This window comes from Streptomyces sp. NPDC085946 (assembly GCF_044540485.1).
Lineage (GTDB): Bacteria > Actinomycetota > Actinomycetes > Streptomycetales > Streptomycetaceae > Streptomyces.
The window spans coordinates 25,854-41,341 of the sequence record NZ_JBITSF010000031.1; the positions used below are offsets into that span (position 1 = coordinate 25,854).

The 15,488-nt window shown below is 69.8% G+C and carries 10 protein-coding genes; 1 reads left to right on the forward strand and 9 read right to left on the reverse strand.

The window, feature by feature from the left end; all coding sequences use genetic code 11:
• Positions 1 to 84 precede the first annotated feature (84 nt).
• The 7 genes from ACIF8T_RS35910 to ACIF8T_RS35940 form a co-directional block, all read right to left on the reverse strand.
• A complete protein-coding gene (locus ACIF8T_RS35910; RefSeq protein ID WP_400041100.1) occupies positions 85 to 1,545 on the reverse strand; it encodes an MFS transporter in 1,461 nt (486 codons plus the stop codon).
• Between the two features lie 278 nt (positions 1,546 to 1,823).
• Positions 1,824 to 2,801, reverse strand: a complete 978-nt coding sequence (locus ACIF8T_RS35915) for a LacI family DNA-binding transcriptional regulator (RefSeq protein ID WP_400041102.1) — start codon at positions 2,799 to 2,801, stop codon at positions 1,824 to 1,826.
• Positions 2,802 to 2,975: 174 nt separating this feature from the next.
• Complete coding sequence (locus ACIF8T_RS35920; protein WP_400041103.1) at positions 2,976 to 3,875, reverse strand: alpha/beta hydrolase fold domain-containing protein; 900 nt, start codon at positions 3,873 to 3,875, stop codon at positions 2,976 to 2,978.
• The gene (locus ACIF8T_RS35925) at positions 3,872 to 6,376 is read right to left on the reverse strand and encodes a glycoside hydrolase family 78 protein (RefSeq protein WP_400041105.1); all 2,505 of its coding nucleotides are present in this window, start codon (positions 6,374 to 6,376) and stop codon (positions 3,872 to 3,874) included. The genes ACIF8T_RS35920 and ACIF8T_RS35925 overlap by 4 nt, the downstream gene beginning before the upstream one ends.
• A gap of 59 nt (positions 6,377 to 6,435) precedes the next feature.
• Positions 6,436 to 8,814, reverse strand: a complete 2,379-nt coding sequence (locus ACIF8T_RS35930; protein WP_400041106.1) for a beta-glucosidase — start codon at positions 8,812 to 8,814, stop codon at positions 6,436 to 6,438.
• Positions 8,811 to 11,348: a glycoside hydrolase family 2 TIM barrel-domain containing protein gene (locus tag ACIF8T_RS35935; protein ID WP_400041107.1), complete on the reverse strand. Its 2,538-nt coding sequence runs from the start codon at positions 11,346 to 11,348 to the stop codon at positions 8,811 to 8,813. The genes ACIF8T_RS35930 and ACIF8T_RS35935 overlap by 4 nt, the downstream gene beginning before the upstream one ends.
• A 14-nt stretch (positions 11,349 to 11,362) precedes the next feature.
• On the reverse strand, positions 11,363 to 12,694 hold the full coding sequence (locus ACIF8T_RS35940) for an MFS transporter (protein WP_400041108.1): 1,332 nt from the start codon (positions 12,692 to 12,694) through the stop codon (positions 11,363 to 11,365).
• A 182-nt stretch (positions 12,695 to 12,876) separates the two neighbouring features.
• Between ACIF8T_RS35940 and ACIF8T_RS35945 the strand changes: the two genes are divergently transcribed.
• Entirely contained in the window at positions 12,877 to 13,866 is a 990-nt protein-coding gene (locus ACIF8T_RS35945) for a LacI family DNA-binding transcriptional regulator (protein ID WP_400041110.1), read from the forward strand.
• 43 nt (positions 13,867 to 13,909) lie between these two features.
• Here ACIF8T_RS35945 and ACIF8T_RS35950 read toward each other — a convergent pair whose 3' ends face one another.
• Both ACIF8T_RS35950 and ACIF8T_RS35955 read right to left on the reverse strand, forming a co-directional pair.
• Positions 13,910 to 14,098, reverse strand: a complete 189-nt coding sequence (locus ACIF8T_RS35950; RefSeq protein WP_400041112.1) for a hypothetical protein — start codon at positions 14,096 to 14,098, stop codon at positions 13,910 to 13,912.
• An 838-nt stretch (positions 14,099 to 14,936) separates the two neighbouring features.
• Positions 14,937 to 15,224, reverse strand: a complete 288-nt coding sequence (locus ACIF8T_RS35955; RefSeq protein ID WP_400041114.1) for a LysR substrate-binding domain-containing protein — start codon at positions 15,222 to 15,224, stop codon at positions 14,937 to 14,939.
• Between the last annotated feature and the right edge of the window lie 264 nt (positions 15,225 to 15,488).

Genomic DNA, 15,488 nt, shown 5'->3' on the forward strand with positions numbered 1-15,488 from the left:
CAGCGGTGTGCACAGAGCCGGTCGGCCTGGGCACACCGCTGGGGAACCGGACCGGCTTCTCTGAAGCCGGTCCGAAAACGGATGTCAGGCCGCCTGCCCCGCCTCGACGGTGTCGACCGGGCGGGCCTTGGGAATGGCCGCCACCAGAAGCGTTCCGACTGCACATACGCCGGCCACCAGCAGGAAGGCGTTGGTGAAGCCGGCGTCGAGATAGAACTGCGTGCCGTGCGCGACCGCACCGTCCCGGGTCATCGTCGTGAAGACGAGCTGGGTGATGACCACCTGCATCACGCCCTGCACGAGCCACTGCGAGCCGTTGGCGAGGGCCTGCTCCTCGGGAGCCACCGACTGGATCACCATGATCGGCATGATGGAGACGACCAGACCCATACCGGGACCGCTGATCAAGCCCATCACAATGAACTGCCACTCATTGTGATGCAGTTGGGATCCGACAGCGTAACCGGCCGTGACGAGCGCGCCGCCGATCGCCAATAGGATCCTGGTGTCGAACCGGCGGGCGAGCTTGCCCGCCAGGACGGCGATCACGATGACCAGGACACTGATCGGAGCGCTGACCACGGCGCTCTTGGTGACCGACCAGCCCAACCCGTCGGACACACCGGGGATTTCGGGCATGAGGGTGAGAATCATGGTCACCGTGCCCACCGCGTAGGTTGCGCCCGCCGCGACCGAGGTGGCCAGGAAAACGGTCCACACACGGCGCCTCCTGATCAGCGAGAGCGGGACGAGCGGATGGGCCGTCTTCGCCTCGTAGGGGAGGAAGACAAGCACCGCCAGCACACCCAGCCCGACCCAGGTGAAAGTCTTGCCGCTGGTCCAGCCCCAGTGCGAGCCCTCACCGATGGCGTAGACGATAGCGGTCAGGCCTCCTCCCAGGAGCAGGCCGCCGATCCAGTCCATGCGGTGGCCCGACTCCCGTACCGGGCTTTCGGGGATGCAGAAGAGCTGCAGCAGCAGGCACGCGGTGGCGGAGCAGGCGATGAACCACAGGGCGGCGCGGAAACCATTGCTGTCGAGCAGCCAGGCCGACAAGAAGGGGCCGCCCAGCCCGACCAGACCCACGCTGGCCGCGAGCACGCCACTGGCCGTGCCTACCAGGCGCTTGGGGAACACGTCACGCGCCATGGCGTAGGCGATGAACGCCGAGGGGCCGTAGACGCCGGCGAAGACGCGTCCGACCAGCAGCGTCTCGTAGTTGGTTGCCAGTGCCGCTATGACGTCACCGACGAGTCCGAGGACGGTGATGGTGACCAGTACCCGCTTCTTGCCGTACATGGCCGCGGCCTTCATGGCGAAAGGCGTCAGGAAGGTGCCGATCAGAGCGGCGCCCAGGGTGAACCACGCAATCTGCGTGGTGCGGAAGTGGATGGCCACCTCCGCTTGCGCGTTGCCGGCGAGCAGACCCGTGATCGGGTTGAGTGCCACGGTCCACAACAACGCGACGAGGGCGAGTGCCTGACGGGTGGAGAAGCCGCTGCTCTCCTCGGGTCTTGTGTCCGAGACGGTTTCGGTGGAGGACATGATTCGCCTTTCCGTACGGGCGGGGGCGTGGGGTGCCGATACTGAAACGATTCAATACGTGCACTGAAGAGGCTGAGCGGGCATGGGGCTCGGGTCGATTGGAGTCAGCCGTGAGAAATGCGGTGCGGGTCCGCGGGAAGTCGTGCGGCATTTGCCGTTATCGGGCACCGATACTGACGCGCGTCAGTGGCGCGCGTCAGTAGCAAACCGCAGTGGTGCGACGCCAGCAAGACACCTGCTGGTAACGACTGGGTAACGGGTCGAGGGGGGTTGGGTGGCTATGTGGAGGACCGATGCACCAGCCGCAGGCCGGCGGCGGGGGAGGGAGAGTGCTGACGTCCTCCGCGAAGGCCGGCCAGCACCGCTTCGGCCCGGTACCGCCCCGCTTCCTGCAGGTCGAAGTACACCGTGGACAGGGCGGGTGCCGCGAAGCGCGCCATCGGAATGTCGTCGGCTCCGATGACGGCGAGATCCTCGGGAGCGCTCAGCCCGATGTGGCGCATGGCCGCAAGGAGCGCTATGGCGTGTTCGTCGTTGAAGGCGCAGACCGCCGTAACCGATGCGTCGCGCCAGCGCCTCAGCGGCTGGACGAGATCGTCGATCTCCAGATCGGCGGCCAGGACGACAGGCTGTGCCACGCCTGCGTCCGCACAGGCGGAGATCACACCCTGCAGCCGGTCCTCGGCCATGCTCCGGAACCTGACCTGTGCCGGCAGGAGGTAACCGATCCGACGATGCCCGCGGGTGATCACGTGCTCGGCCTGGAGACGCCCCAGCGGAGCCATCGAGGGGAAGACGCCCTCGGCAGTGGGCGACACGACGATGACTCCGAGCCGTTGCATCGCCTGGACGATGTCGTCGTCGAACGCCTCGAAACCGAGGACGGCGGAAGCGCCCACAGCGGCGCACACGTCGGGCAGGCTTCGGCTCTGCCCCGCCATCAGGTGGGTGACCAGCGTCAGACCGTGCCCGGCGAGAGAGGAGGTCAGCTCTTCCACGAAGCGGCTGATGCTGGGACCGATGGGCAGATCGGGGATGGATAGCAGGACGATGTCGCTTCGGCCCGCCGCCAGCGTACGGGCCGAGGAGTTCGCACGGTACTGAAGGCGCTCGGCGGCTTCCAGGACACGCCGACGCGTCTCCTCGGGGATCACTTCCCCGGGCCGGTTGTTGAGCACATAACTGACGGTGGTGCGCGAGACACCCGCCACCCGGGCCACATCGGCGCTGGTGCTCCGCTTCCGAGGGTGCGTCATCGTCTCCAGCCCGTTTCAGCGGTCGGCATGACGCGGCGCCAGCCGCGGCAGCCCCTCCGCCGCAGTTCGCGACGGGTGCGTCGATGATACGTTCCACGCCCTGCCGGAGGGGTGGAACGGCAGGCGGTCCCGCCCAGCCCGATCCGGCCCTCGGGCTGATCATCGACTCACCGGTCACGCGCTCAGGGATTTGCCTGGTTCGTCACCCCCTCGTGCTGCCGAGGTGATCCACCTGCTGATGACGGTGATGCCCATGCCGAAATACGGCCGGTGCGGACGGTCCAGGAACCCGTGGGTGGCCTCCGGTACGACGTGGTGGTCGACGCGGGTGCCGGCGGCCGAGAGCTCTCGGGCGAAGGCTTCGCCGGAAGCCCGCAGGGTGTCGCGGTCGGCGTCGACCATGAAGGTCGGCGGTAGCGGCGGGAGATCGTGACCGCCGGGGAAGGCGAACGGGAGCGCCATGGCCTCGTTGGACCCCGCGTAATTGTGGTTCATCCGCCGCACCACGTGCGGACGGAACTGGAGGAGTCCGTGCCGGCCGCGCACCCGGCTCCGTAGTTCCTCGGGGAGCGGCGGGAGCGCCGCGTGGAAGGTGCCGTACACGAGGACGAGACCGGCGGGTATCGCGTGCTCCTCGGCGTGCATGCGGAGCGCGGCGGCCGCCGTGAGACAGGCGCCGGCGCTCGCGCCGCCGAGCAGGACAGGGCCCCGCCCGGACGACACGGCGTCGAAGGCGTCGACGACGTCATCGAGCGGCACGGGAAACCGGATGCCCGGCAGCCGGCCCGGGGGCGGATCACGGAACGGGTTCCATCGGGGCACCCGGCGGTAGTCGACCGCGACGACCTCGATCCCGTTGCGGGCAAGGGCGGCGCCCACGGCATGGGACTCGTGCTGGTCGAGGCCACCGGCGGAGAACCCTCCGCCGTGCAGCCAGACCAGCGTTCCCGCCGGCGGGCCGTCGGCGACGTAACGCCTGACCGGGATGGAGCCGTGACGGCCCGGCACGTGGTCGTCGTGGAAGACGATGCCCTCGCTGAGAGCGCGCACCGCCCGTACGGCCTTGCCCCTCACGCCTGCCGCCTCGCGTCGGTGGCCGACAACTCCCTGAGCACGGCCTTCAGATCGCGCTTGAGCGCGTCGGCTCCTTCGGGCAGACGATCCGCAACCGTCGCGAGCGACATGTCCGCCAGATGGTCCCCGGCGGCTTCGATGGGGACGCCGGGGAAGTGCTTGCGCATGACGTCCAGCACGGCGGCCCAGACTGCGGCGTCGCGCTGGATCTCCCGCAGGGGTGTGTCCATGGTGATGTCGTCGGAGCCGCTCCCGCCGGAGGCGGGATAGTGCCAGGAGTACTCTCCCCCCTCCACGTGCTCCACGAGACGGTCCGGGTGCAGGGGTAGTTCCACAGTCGCGGTGGTGCCCTCCGGCACGGTGACGTCGACGTGCATCTCACCCGCGTCGAGACGCCAGGCGACCTCCGCACGGCCGAGGACGGTGTCGTGCGCCGCCCACGCGGAGTCGAGACCGCCGCCCGGCTTCGGGGCGATGCGGATGCGGCGCCAGCCGGGCTCGGCGCGTTCCAGCCCGCCCACGACCCGGTGCAGCCAGTCCGCCACGGCGCCGAGCGCGTAGTGGTTGAGTGAGGTCATGCCGGTGGAGTTGAGGGTGCCGTCCGGGAGGACGGAGTCCCAGCGCTCCCAGATGGTGGTCGCTCCCATGGTCACCGGGTAGAGGAACGACGGTGCCTTCTTCTGAAGGAGCAGGTCGTACGCCTCGGAGAGGTGGCCGGTGGCGGTCAGCGCGTCGGTGATCAGCGGGGTGCCCGCGAATCCGGTCGCGATGGTGAAGCCGGCCTTGCGCACCAGTGCGGCGAGACGTTCGCCCGCGGTCGCCAACTGGTCGTCGTCGAGGATGCCGAACATGATCGCCAGGGCGTACGCGGTCGCGGACTCGTTCACGACACGGCCTGCCTGCGACACGTACTCCCGGCGGAAGGCCGTGCGCACGCGCTCGGCGAGCCGGGTGTAGTGCTCGGCGTCCTCGGTCTCACCGAGGACCTCGGCAGCCCGCGCGAGTTCGCGGGTGGTCCTGCACAGGTAGGCGGAGGCGACGAGATGGGGGTCCGTCTTGCCGCCGGCGGGGTTGTCGGCGGGCGCGTCCGGGTCGAGCCAGTCTCCGAACTGAAAACCCCTGCTCCACAGCCCGTGCTCGTCGAGCGTCGGCTCGACCTTGCGTATGAAGGCGGTCATGGAGGCGTAGGCGGCGCGCAGGATGCCGGGGTCGCCGTACTCCTGGTACAGCAGCCAGGGCAGGCTGATCGCAACGTCGCCCCACAGGGCGGTCGGCGTGGATCCGGTCCGCAGGACATCGGGCACGACCATGGGGACGTCCCCCGTCTCTTCCTGCTCCGCGGCCAAGTCCCGCAGCCAGGAGCCGAGGAGGTCCCGCACGTCGTAGAGGAAGGCGGCGGTGGGGGCGAAGGCGTTGAGGTCCCCGGTCCAGCCGAGGCGTTCGTCGCGCTGGGGGCAGTCGGTGGGGACGCCGACGAAGTTGTCCCGCATGGACCAGACGGTGTTCTCGTGCAGCTTGTTCACCAGCGGGTGGGACGATTCGAACCAGCCGGTGCGGACCATGTCGCTGTGGACGACGACGGCTCGCACCGACTCGGGGGAGATCTCACCGGGCCACCCGTCGATCTCGGCGTAGCGGAATCCGTGGAAGGTGAAACGCGGCTCCCAGGTCTCCTCGCCCCCGCCCCGCAGGGTGTACCGGTCGGTCGCCGCGGCCGTGCGGTTTGTCTCGGTCTCCAGCTCTCCGGCGGGGGTCAGCACCTCGGCGTGGCGCAGGGTGACGGTGCGTCCCGGTTCCCCTTCGACGGTGATGCGGACCCATCCGGAGATGTTCTGCCCGAAGTCGACGATCGGACGTCCGGCCGGGCTCTCGAGAACGGCCTTCGGCGCGAGTTCCTCGATGCGCCGGATCGGCGGTGCGGTCGGCGTCTGCAGAGTCTCGGGGTTCCAGTCGAAGGGCACGGCACGGGCCCAGCCAGAGTCGTCGAAGCCGGACCGGTTCCAGCCGTCCGGCTCGAGACGGGCGTCGTACGTCTCGCCGGCGTAAATGCCGTTCGCACGCACGGCTCCCGTGCCGACACGGAAGGATTCGTCGGTGCCGACGACCTCGACGCGGTCGTCGAAGTGGAGTTCCAGCTGGGCGCACAGAGCCGGTCGGTCGGCGTAGTTGTGCCGCCGGTTCTCCCAGGTGAGTGACCCTACGGCCCAGCCCTCGCCGACGACGGCGCCGAACGCGTTCGCTCCGGGCGCCAGCAGGCCGGTCACGTCGTGGTCCGAGACCATCAGACGGTGGTGGTAGCTCGTCCAGCCGGGTGCGAGCATCTCGTCGCCGACCCGGACGCCGTTGACGTACGGCTCGACGATGCCCAGGGCGGTGACGCGGAGCACGGCGCGCCGAAGCCCCTCGGCCACCTCGAACTCCCGCCGGAAGTACGGTGCCGGGTCGCCCTCGGCGGAAGGGGCGGCGGCGCTGATGAACGAGGCTTGCCACGGGTGCGGCATGGGTGGTCCTCCTAGCGGGGAATGCGCGGGTGCGGATGAGGTCATGGCAGCGGTCCCGGTCAGCGCGCGTCCGCCTGTCGGGCCGGGACGTCGAGGGTGCGGCTGCCCGTGATCCGCTCGCTGCTGGTGCCGACGAGGACCGTCACGTCACCCGCCTCGATGCCGCGGGTGCCGTCGACCATGGTGTGGAACAGTCGGTTGAGGGGGGCTTCGAGCACGGTTTCGGAGGTACCGCCCGCCGGTACGGTGACGCGGGCGAACGCGATCAGCTGACGCACCGGCCGTACGACCGCCCCGTGCTCGTCGCGAGCGTAGACCTGGACGACCGTGGAGCCGTCCCGGTCGCCGCGGTTGGCCGTGCGCGTGCGCACGGTGAGGGCCGTGCCGTCGTCCGAGAGCCGGGCGTCCAGCAGCTCGACCGCCAGTTCGGTGTAGCCCAGACCGTGTCCAAACGGGTAGAGCGGACCGCCGTCCAGGTCGTTGTAGCCGGTGCGCCGGCCGGTCGGGTGCGCGTAGCCGCTGCCGTACGGGTGGCCGTGGAAAAGGGGGATCTGTCCGATGTGCCGAGGGAACGTCATCGGCAGGCGTCCGCCCGGCTCGACGGCGCCGGTGAGCGCGTCCGCCACCGTCGACGGGCCGTGTGCCCCGAGGAGCGGAGCCAGGAGCACCGCGGCGGACGCCTGGGCGACGTCCGGCACGACGAGGGGGCGTCCCGTGATGAGCACCGTCACCAACGGCGCCTCGGCCCGCGCGAGGACCGAAACGAGTTCGTGCTGGTTGCCGGGCAGCCGCAGCCTTGCCGAGGTCTGGCCCTCTCCCGCGGTGTGCTCGCCCGCCCATCCGGTGCGTTCGCCGACGACCGCGACGACGACGTCGGCGTCCCGCACCGCGCCGAGCACCGCGCCGGCGTCGATCGGGTCGGTCGTGTCGGGCGAACCGACGTCGAGGAACGTGACCTCCAGGTCCGGTGTCGTGGCGAGTGCGCCGAGCAGTGTCGGGGTGTCCGGGTACTGCTCGCGGGTGAGCGTCTCGAAGCGCGGGCCGATCCCTGGGATACGGGTGTTGAACAGCTCGGTGAAGATGTACTTCTCCGGGTCGATGCCGGGGACCTGCCCCGACCGAATCAGCTGCATCGCCAGCGGGACCTCGGCGTTGGCGACGTCGGTGTAGGCACCGAAGTGGATGCGCAGTTCCTCGGCGAGGCTGCCGACGACGGCCACCTTGGTGCCGGCCCGCAGTGGCAGCGTGCCGTCGTTCTGCAGCAGCGTCACCGCGTGCTCGGCGATCTCCCGGCCGACGGCGGCGGCCGTCGGCCGGTCAAGCGGCTCGGGCGCGCGAAGGGGCCGGTGCGGCGTGAAGTCCGGGACGAGTCCCAGGTCGCGCTTGACCTCCAATACGCGCCGCACCGCGGTGTCGACCACCTCCTCGCTCACCAGGCCGGCCTCCACGGCCTCACGGAGCCGGTGAAAGCTCTCGTCGGCCGGAAGCTCGACATCAAGGCCGGCGGTGAGGGCCTGAGCCGCGGCCTCCCGCTGGTCGCGGGCGGTGTGGTACACCGAGTGCAGCATCGTGACGGCGTCGTAGTCGCTCACTACCAGGCCGTTGAAGCCGAGTTGCCCGCGCAACAGGTCGGTGAGCAGCCACCGGTTCGCCGCGGACGGCACTCCGTCGATCTCGTTGTAGGAATTCATGATGATCGAGAGTCCGGCTTCGTCGATCGCCCGCCGGAACGGTACGGCGAACTCGTCGGTGAGCTGTCGGCGGCCAAGGCTCGTCCGCGCCTGGTTGAGAGCGCCGTCGGAGCTGCCGTAGCCGAGGAAGTGCTTGCCCGTGGCGAGCACGCCCGTGTCGCCCTCGGGCCCGTTGATGCCGCGGATGAAGGCGACGCCCATCTGCGCGGCCAGTTCCTGGTCCTCGCCGAACGTTTCGTGGACCCGGCCCCAGCGCGGGTCGCGCGCCAGGTCCAGCACGGGGGAGAAGCACAGGTGGATCCCGTAGTCGCGGAACTGCGCGCCGGTCAGCGCCGTACTGCGCTTGATGAGACCGGGCATCCACGTGGCTGCCTGCGCCCAGGCCGTGGGGAACTGGATACCCGTGCCGTGCACGAGTCCGTTGAGCCCCTCCGCATGAATGAGGACGCCGATGCCGAAGCGGCTCACTTCGCGCGCTTTCGCCTGGACGTCGGCGAACACGCGCCGCAGTCCGTCGGAGGGCAGAGGCAGCATCCACGCCAGGGAGAGGTGCCCGAGACCGTGCGGCCGCAGGTCCGCGATCTTGTCGGTGTCGACGAAGAAAGCCGCCTTGCGGCCCTCCTCCGTGGTGAGGTCGATCCCCGGATCCTTCCGCACCGAGAAGAGTGCCGGCAGGATCATCCCGTGCAGCTGGGCGATCTTCTCGTCCAGGTCAAGCTTGCGGACGAGTGCGTCGAGGGCGGTCATGCGGTCATCTCCAGGGCCGTGTCGTCGGTGGGTTCGGCGGGAAGGGGGGCGGACAAGGGCAGCGCCGGGGCGACGGCGAGCATGAGACTCACCGGCTCGCAGCCCTCGGCCTCCGCGGTGACGGTGATCGTGCCGACCGCGGTCGGCCGCACGACCGCGAGGGCGCGTCCGTCGAACGTCCGCCGGGTGTCCCCGTGGAACGTCTCCTCGGTGACCGGTGCACCGCTGCCGAGCGCTTGCAGCAGACCGCTGCCGGAGACTGTCACCCGCACCTCGCGGTCGGCGGTGTTCCGCACGACGCCCGAGTCGTCGGTCAGCGCGAGCGAGACGAACGCGAGGTCGCGGGTGTCGACATGCAACTCGTCGCGATCGGCGGTGAGCGTGAGCCGCAGAGCTCCGGTCGCGGACGTGAGAGACGTACGGCCGGTCTCGTCGCCGGCCCGGTAGGCGACCGCCACCAGCTCACCGGGGCGGTGGAGCACCTCGAAGTCGGCCCGGAAGGCCCGCTCGGCGCCGACCGGGGAACGGCCGATCGGCTCACCGTCGAGCAGCAGCTCGACCTCGTCCGCGTCGGCGTACACCTCGACGTGGACGGGGGCGCCCTCGAAGCCGGGCCAGGACCAGCTGGAGACGGAGTCGGTCCACGCCCACGGGGTCGACACGGCAACGGGCATGCCGTGCCGTTCCGGGCGCCGTACGGCTATGTAGGGCTCGGTACGCAGCCCGAACACGATCTCGCGGTAGTACGACACCGGCCGGCGGTGTCCGACGATGTCCAGGTCGCCGCAGTACGCCGTCAGCCCCGGGTAGGGGCTGGAAAAGCCTGTGCCCTCACCCGGCTGACCGACGTACTTGACGAGGCCTATGCCGGTCTCACCGAGGTAGTCGAATCCGGTCCAGGTGAAGTCGCCGATGACGTGCGGATGTCGCTGCACCAGCGCCCAGTTGCGGTCGATGACGGTCGGCCAGGTCTCGGTGCCGACGATGACGCGGTCGGGGAAGAGATCCTGGTCCAGGACGTAGCGGGACTCGCCGTAGTTCATGCCAGCGACGTCGAGCGCCGCGAACGACTCCTCCGTGCGCTCGGTGACCATGGGGGAGGCGATGATCTGCCCCATCATCTCGCCGAACGCGTTCATCATGCCGTTGACGCCGCTGGCGCTCTGCTCGTCACCGGAGGTGTCGGCGGCCTGTGCCGCAGCCCGTCGTTTCGCCATGCCGTCCAGGACGAGATCGAGCACCGACACGAAGCCGTTGATGCCGTTGGTCACCAGCCGGGTGCCGTCGAGGGAGCGCAGCTTCTCGGCGAGTCTCCTGCTCCACCGGCCGCCGTCCGGAGAGCCCGTCTCGGGTATCTCGTTGCCGATGCTGTAGAAGATCACGCTCGGATGGTTGAAGTCCTTGGCGACCATTGACTCGAGGTCGCGTTCCCACCACTCGGGGAAGTCGGCGGAGTGGTCGAAGTCGCTCTTGCCCTGCGTCCACATGTCGAAGGCCTCGTCCATGACGTACATGCCGAGCCGGTCGCACGCGTCGAGCAGGGCACTGCTCGCGGGGTGGTGAGAGCTGCGGATAGCGTTGAACCCGGCCGCCTTCAGCAGCTCGATCCTGCGTTCCTCCGCGCGCCCTATGGCGGCGGCGCCGAGCGGGCCGTTGTCCCCGTGCAGGCAAGCTCCGCGGAGCTTGACCTCGGTGTCGTTCACGCGCAGGCCGCGCCGTGCGTCGACCCGGACGGTGCGGATGCCGAACGGCACCGACACCTCGTCCACCACCTGGTCGTCGCCGAGCTCGACGCGGGCGAAGTACCGGGTCGGCGCCTCGGCGCTCCACAGAAGCGGTCGGTCGATCAGCAGCCGCAGTCGCACGGTCTCGGCGTCGGCCGGCAGCAGGGTGACCGGCGCGCGCCCTCGCGCGACCTCCACGCCTTCCTCGTCGGTCACGACGGCCGTCAGACGCAGGGTACGGGTGTTGAGGCCCGCGTTCTCCACGCGGGCCTCGATCTCGGTGACCGCGACCTCGTCGTCGACGTCAGGGGTTGTGACACGGACACCGTCGACGGCGAGATGCGCCGGGTTCTTCACGATGAGGCGTACGTCCCGGTGGATTCCGCAGCCCGCGTACCAGCGGCTGTCCAGGTGCGTGCGGCATGCCACCCGTACCTCGTTGTCGGCTCCGAAGCGCAGGTGCGGGTCGATGCGCACCAGAAAACGGGAGTAACCGAACGCGTGACGGCCTGCGAGCGCGCCGTTGACCGTCACGACGGCGTCGCGGTAGACGCCGTCGAACTCCAGGTACAGGAGCTTGCCGCGGTCTTCTTCAGAGACGGCGAACGTTTTGCGGTACTCGAACGCGCCTCCCGGGAAGTACCCGTTGGTGTGCCCGTCGGGGACGTCCGCCCGCCGTTCGGCGGTGATCAGGGCGTCGTGCGGCAGCGTCACCGGCGTCCAGGACGAGCCGGCCGTGCCGCCGAGTTCCTGGAACGGGGTCACCTTGCGGCGGTAACTCCAGCCGGTGTTGAAGTCGTGGTGTGTCATGGTCGCTTTCCCTTTCACCGGACGCTCTTGACCCGGGCCAGGATGATGAGTCCGCCGACGAGCGCGAACGCGCCGGAGACGATGTAGAGCAAGGGGTAGTTGCCGCCTCCGCCGAGCGCCAGGACCAGGGGGGCCACGAAGGGTGCCGCCGCTTGCGGGACCGTCGTCGAGAACTGGTTGATGGCGTTGTAACGCCCCGCCTCCGTGTCGCGCTCGGGCAGCACGTCCAGGACCAGTGCCTGGTCGACCGCGGAGAAGACGCCCAGGCCGAGATTGGTCAGGAACGAGCCGACCAGCAGCACGGGGAGATCGGGCGCGACCGCCATCGTCAGCGCACCGAGACTGAACAGGATTCCGGCGCCGAACACGAAACCGCGGCGGTTGCGTAGTTTGTCCGACAGGAAACCGCTGACCCCGGCCCCTCCCATGGTCGCGACGAGTCCGACGGCGCCGACTGTCGCGACGAGCCCGCCGATGTCGGTGACGGACTTGTCGAGCTTGTCGGCGAAGAAGAACGTCGTGAACGTCGTCGCCAGCGTGAGCCCAAACATGAAGAGGAACCTGCCCAGCCAGTTCCAGGCGAAGTCGGGGTAACGGCGCACCGGGAAGACGTACTTCGAAAGCATCAGCTTCGCCGTCACGCTGTCGTCGAAGGTCAGGTCCCGGCTGTCCCGCTCGGTGATCAGCAGGAAGAACAGGAGCACTCCCACGGCGCCGAGGCCGGCGGGTACGAGGAACAGCAGCAGGTTCGACGACGTCAGCATGCTCGCGATCGCCACGCCGACGATCGACGCGGCCATCTGCGCGACGCCGGCGAGGCCCGCCACCCTGCCGCGCTGGGACTCGGGCAGGCAGTCCGCCATCGAACTGCTCAGCAGGGCGAGCGTGCTGCCGAACCCGAGCTGCACCACCACCCAGCCGAGGACCAGGACGGGAACCGACGGCGCGAGCGCGACGCAGACGAATCCCAGGAGGCCGACGGCCACGGTGACGGGCAGCCACGGCCGGCGTCGGCCGAGACGTGAGCGCGTCCGGTCGCTCAGCACTCCGAGAACCGGTCCCGACAGGACGAGGGCCAGTGACCCGCTGCCCACGACGAAGCCCAGGATCCCCTCACTGTCGGGCGCCAGCTGATCGACGCGGACGCTCAGCGAATATCCCATGGGCGCGACGACGGCCGCGTACAGGCCGAACTGGGCAAGGACCAGCAGCAGGATGTATCGGCCGCCGACCTTGGGCCGGTCGTCACCCTCGGCGGCCTTGGAGGCAGGGGATACGGTGGTCAGGGTCGCTACCGGTTCCGTCGGCGCGGGCGGAGGAAATGGGTCGGGAGGCACTGCGGACATGGCGGCTCCTTGATCGTGGCCCCTCGCCGAGGACGGCGAGTGGACGCGCGCCGCATTGGTATCACGTGATACCTGGAATGGGATAGAGGTATCACGCGATACCTGAAAGCGGGATAAGGTCAGGAGCACTTGACTCGACGCGGCGGACGACCGTCCGCAAGCCCGGAAAGGCATCGACACGGATGACGAGACCCGCCCGCCCCGCGACGGCCGCCGACGTGGCGACGCGCGCCGGGGTGTCGCGCGCCACGGTCAGTCACATCCTCAATGGCCGGGAGGAGCGGTTCCCCGAGGAGACGCGGACGCGAGTGCGTGCCGCCGCAGAGGCGCTGGACTACCGCCCGTCCCCGGCCGGCCGTGGTCTCGTCACCGGGCGGAGTGACACGATCGTCGTCGTGATGCCGGAGACCACCATCGGCCAAAACCTGCAGAACGCGCTCGAGCGCCTCGGTGACGACGCCGCCGGCATGGGGTCCAACGTCGTGCTCCGGTTCGCCGGTCCGGACGCGGAGAGGACCGCCACGGCGCTGCTGAGACTGCGCCCCCTCGCCGTGGTCGACTTCGGCTCCCTCGATCGGGCCGCCCGCAACCGTCTGGCCGCGCAGGGCGTGCCCACCGTGCCGGACCTCACAGGTGCACGGCGCGGCCGGTTGCACGAACCGCAGAAGGAGATCGCCGAACTCCAGGTCGCGGAGCTGACGAAGCGCGGCGACCGTCAGATCATCTACGCGTCGCTCTCCGACCGGCGCCCGGATCCCTACGGCCCCGGCAGGTACGCCGGGGTGGCGGCCGCGTGCGAGCGCCGGGGCCTGGCGACGCCGCTGTCCGTGCCGGTCCCCGTGGATCTGGAACCCGCCGTGAAGGTCCTGCGCGAGCTGCCCTCCGGTGTCCCGCTGGGAGTGGCCGCCTATAACGACCAGGTGGCGCTGGCCATCCTCGCCGCGGCGACGAGACTGCGGCGGACGGTTCCCGATGACCTGACGGTCGTCGGAGTCGACGCGACGGATGTGGGTCAGCTGTGGACCCCGCGCCTCACCACGATCGCGGTCGACATGGGGACATTCGTGAACGATGTCATGGTGGAACTCGCCGCCGCACTGGGACGCCGGATGCCGCGCCGACGGACCGAGGGCGGACAGATGCTCCAGGTTGTCCCCGGTGACACCACATGAGTAGGAAGCCGGACGAAGGAAATACTCCGGCGCATGTGCGGTGTCAGCCGAGGGCGGCGTCCGCCGTCGCGTGCTGTGCTTCCGCGCGGGTCGCGATCCGCAACCCGGCCGCACCGTCGGCGACCGCGCCGAAGGCCATGATCTCCTCGCCCGCGAAGACCGGCTGCCGCAACCGGTAGGAGAAGGAGTGCAGCCGACGCCCAGGCGCGTTCCTGCGGACCAGTTCCAGCATTAGCAGGACGAGGAGCGGACCGTGTACCACGAGGCCCGGATAGCCTTCCGCGTCGCGGCAGTACGGGGCGTCGTAATGGATGCGGTGGGTATTGGCATGAGCGCGCTGAACCGGAACAGCAGCTGTTCGTCCGGCTGCACACGCAAACTCCAGGGGCCCCTGCCTCCGGGAAGGCCGACGTGCCCCTGGGCGGTGCGGATGCGTGGCCGGAGGGCAGTCCGGAGCGGTAGACGATGTCCTGCTCCTCGACGAGGCACACCGTGCCCGACTGGCGGAACTCGTGCCGCGTCGTGACGAACAGGAGTAGGCCCGTGCGGCCCTGCCTCGGCACGACCGCGCTCAGGCTGCTGACGCGTTCGGCCGGGACGCCCAGACGCAGGGGCACGGTCACCCGGAGGCGTCCTCCGGCGAACATCCTCCGACGGTCGGGAACCGGAGGCAGGAACCCGCCGTCGCGTACGTGTCCGTCGGGCCCGAGCTCGTGCTGTGCCGGCCAGTGGAGGAAGTACAGCCAGTGCCACAGGGGCGGCAGCGGGTCCCCCATGCCGGCTGCCGGATCCGGCAGGTCGAGCACCGCCGACAGGACTGCTGCAGGACCTGGGGGCAGTGGGTCGACATCCATGACGGGTCCGGGACGCACGACTCCACGTAGGAGGCGAGAGGGGCGGGGGCTGGTCGCATGACCGGGGTCTCCCTGCCTCCGCGCAGGCACCGGTGAGGTGGCCGAGCCGGCCGACTGAAGCACCCCATCATGGGAGAGGCCTGAACAGGATGACCAATAGGAATCGGTGATGGGCGCATTCCGGGGTCGCATACCGCGCCCGCGCGGCCCCGCTGCCTACCCGCGGTCGGAGTGCGGGACGCCGTCCTGCCGGACCTGCGCCGAGGGCCAGTGCCCTCGCCGCACGGCCGAGTCGACCACGTTCACCAGTGCCAGGGCGACAGCCTTGACAGCGGGGGTCTCGCGTCCCGACCTGGGCGTCACGAGGACGATCGAGCGCCACACGGCGGGCTCGCACAGCGGCGCCGCTCTCACGACGCCCGCGGCGACGTCCTCGAAGATCCCCATGCCGGGCAGGACGGTCCAGCCGTGACCGGCCAGGACGAGCCGCTTCTGCACCCGCATCGCATTGCTCTAGACGGCGACCGTCAAGGAGACCCCGGCCCGCGCCGTCGCCCTGTCGATGAGCGACCGCAGCCCATGCCCGGGAATCGGCAGGCCCAGTGGGCGCCGGGCGACCTCGGCGAAGGGCACGGGAGTGCCCGCGGACAGCTGCTCCTGTGGGCGGGGCCACCGCCCACAGGAGCTCCCGCAACAGGGGACGGGCGTTCAGGGACGGCGTGCTGCCGAGGTCGTAGAGCAGTGACAAATCGATTTCGCCGTCGTCGA

Coding starts and splice junctions, on each gene's coding strand:
- ACIF8T_RS35910 (WP_400041100.1), bottom strand. CDS start 1,545: ATGTCCTCCACCGAAACCGTCTCGGACACAAGACCCGAGGAGAGCAGC.
- ACIF8T_RS35915 (WP_400041102.1), bottom strand. CDS start 2,801: ATGACGCACCCTCGGAAGCGGAGCACCAGCGCCGATGTGGCCCGGGTG.
- ACIF8T_RS35925 (WP_400041105.1), bottom strand. CDS start 6,376: ATGCCGCACCCGTGGCAAGCCTCGTTCATCAGCGCCGCCGCCCCTTCC.
- ACIF8T_RS35930 (WP_400041106.1), bottom strand. CDS start 8,814: ATGACCGCCCTCGACGCACTCGTCCGCAAGCTTGACCTGGACGAGAAG.
- ACIF8T_RS35935 (WP_400041107.1), bottom strand. CDS start 11,348: ATGACACACCACGACTTCAACACCGGCTGGAGTTACCGCCGCAAGGTG.
- ACIF8T_RS35940 (WP_400041108.1), bottom strand. CDS start 12,694: ATGTCCGCAGTGCCTCCCGACCCATTTCCTCCGCCCGCGCCGACGGAA.
- ACIF8T_RS35945 (WP_400041110.1), top strand. CDS start 12,877: ATGACGAGACCCGCCCGCCCCGCGACGGCCGCCGACGTGGCGACGCGC.
- ACIF8T_RS35950 (WP_400041112.1), bottom strand. CDS start 14,098: ATGCTGGAACTGGTCCGCAGGAACGCGCCTGGGCGTCGGCTGCACTCC.
- ACIF8T_RS35955 (WP_400041114.1), bottom strand. CDS start 15,224: ATGCGGGTGCAGAAGCGGCTCGTCCTGGCCGGTCACGGCTGGACCGTC.